Source organism: Streptomyces phytophilus (assembly GCF_013870535.1).
Lineage (GTDB): Bacteria > Actinomycetota > Actinomycetes > Streptomycetales > Streptomycetaceae > Streptomyces > Streptomyces phytophilus.
Map to the genome: position 1 here is coordinate 1 of NZ_JACBXC010001122.1, position 2,006 is coordinate 2,006.

The 2,006-nt window shown below is 74.5% G+C and carries 2 protein-coding genes; both read left to right on the forward strand.

The genetic code is table 11. The annotated features are described in order from the left end of the window. Positions 1–338 precede the first annotated feature (338 nt). Positions 339–1,559 (forward strand): sialidase family protein, encoded by a 1,221-nt coding sequence (locus tag H5J30_RS29785; RefSeq protein WP_181790459.1) that lies wholly within the window; start codon positions 339–341, stop codon positions 1,557–1,559. A gap of 116 nt (positions 1,560–1,675) precedes the next feature. Next, positions 1,676–2,006, forward strand: a 331-nt coding sequence (locus H5J30_RS29790) for an AfsR/SARP family transcriptional regulator (protein ID WP_445194967.1), incomplete at its 3' end; no start/stop codon positions are given.

Here is a 2,006-nt window from a genome sequence, read left to right on the forward strand (position 1 = left end):
GGGGACCCGGGTGGCGAAGCTGCCGGTGACCGCGCCGTGCGCGGCGAACACCGCCGCGACGGCGTACCGCGCCCGCCGTATCTCGCCCGTGCTCGCCACCCGGCCTCCTCCGCCCGCCTGTTGGGCCCGTGGGGCGCCCGCGCGGGTCCGCCCCGGCCGGCCCCGTCCCCCTGTCCAACCAGCTCGATTCCCGCTCACGATCGCATACGAACACCCGGGGCCCCGCACGTTGGTGCGATCTTTTGCGGCGTCCGGGGTCTTGCCTCGCGCCGCCGCGCCCTCTACGTTTTGCGATCGGACATCCCACCTCCTACGTCCCATGACTCCGGAGTCGCCGCATGCGCACCTCGACCAGCCTCCTGTTCCTCTCCGCGACCGCCCTCCTCGGCACCCTGGCCGCGGGCCCCGGCACGGCGGCGGCCGACGCCGGAGCCACGGCGTCCGACAAGGCCCCCTGCACGCCCTCCGTCCCCTACAGATCCGGCGAGGGCGGCTACGACACGTACCGCATCCCCGCCAGCGTCAAGACCCGCGGCGGCTCCCTCCTCGCCTTCGCCGAGGGCCGCGTCGGCGGCGCCGGGGACTCCGGCAACATCGACGTCGTCGTCCGCCGCTCCGAGGACGGCGGCTGCACCTGGGGCCCGATGTCCCTCGTGGCCGCGGGCGGCGGCGACACCCGCGGCAACCCCGCGCCCGTCGTCGACCCGGAGACCGGCGACCTGGTGCTCGTCACCTCGTTCAACAGCGGCAAGGTCACCGAGGCGCAGATCATGCGCGGCGAGGTCACCGCCGAGCAGAGCCGGCGCGTCTTCGTGCAGCGCTCCACCGACGACGGCCGCACCTTCGACGAGCCGCGGGAGATCACCGCCGACGTCAAGCTGCCGCAGTGGCGCTGGTACGCGACCGGGCCCGGCCACGCCGTCGCCCTCAAGCACGGCCCGAACCGCGGCCGGCTCGTCATCCCGTCCAACCACTCCACCTCCCCGCCGGCCGGCTCCGCCGACACCGGGCAGGAGGCCAAGTACTACGGCGCCCACGCCATCTACAGCGACGACGGCGGCCGCACCTGGCAACTGGGCTTCGTCGACGACCAGTACGAGGGCGAGATCAACAGCAACGAGAACATTGCCGCGGAACTGCCCGACGGCCGCCTCTACTTCAGCACCCGCGACCAGAACGGCACCGCCCCCGGCAACCGCCTCGACGCCTACTCCCGCGACGGCGGCACGAGCCTGGAGCGGCCGTACCGGGTGCAGCCCGACCTGAACGAGGTGCCCGTCGTCCAGGCGAGCGTGCTGCAGCCCGCGGGGCGGAAGGCGCCGCTGCTGTTCTCCGGCCCCTCGAACCCCACGAAGCGGGAGAAGATGGCCGTCTGGCGCAGCGACGACGCGGGGCGCAACTTCACGAAGGTGACGACGCTCTCGCAGCAGCCCGCCGCCTACTCGGACCTGGTGCAGGTCAACGGCCGGACCATCGGCGTCCTGTACGAGACGGGGGTGTCCGGCTCGTACGAGGCCATCGAGTTCCGCCGCCTGGACCTGCGGGACCTCGACGGCTGACCGCACGCGACCGACGGTGCCTGACGGCCGGTCGGTCGTGTGCCGCCCGCCCGCCGCCGGTGCGCCGGGGCTTCCCCGGCGCACCGGCGGCGGCGGGCGCGACCTAAAATCGCCTTGTGGTGGCGATAGGCGTGCTCGGCCCGCTCACCGCCGAGGTCGACGGCGCGTCCGCCGAACTCGGCGGCCCGCGCCAGCGTGCCGTCCTCGCGCTGCTGCTGACGGCGCGCCGCGAGACACTCTCCGCGGACCGCATGATCGACGACCTGTGGCACGGCGCACCGCCGCCGCGCGCACGGGCCTCGCTCCAGGCGTACGTCTCCCACCTCCGGCGCGGACTCGAACCCGGCCGCTCCCGCCGCGCCCCCGCCCGGCTCCTGGTGAGCACCCCGCCGGGCTACGCCTGCCACCTGCCGGAAGAGGCCGTGGACGCCTGGCGCTTCGAGCGGG

Excerpts from the sequence above, each read along its gene's own strand:
- H5J30_RS29785 (WP_181790459.1), top strand. The coding sequence starts at position 339 with ATGCGCACCTCGACCAGCCTCCTGTTCCTCTCCGCGACCGCCCTCCTC.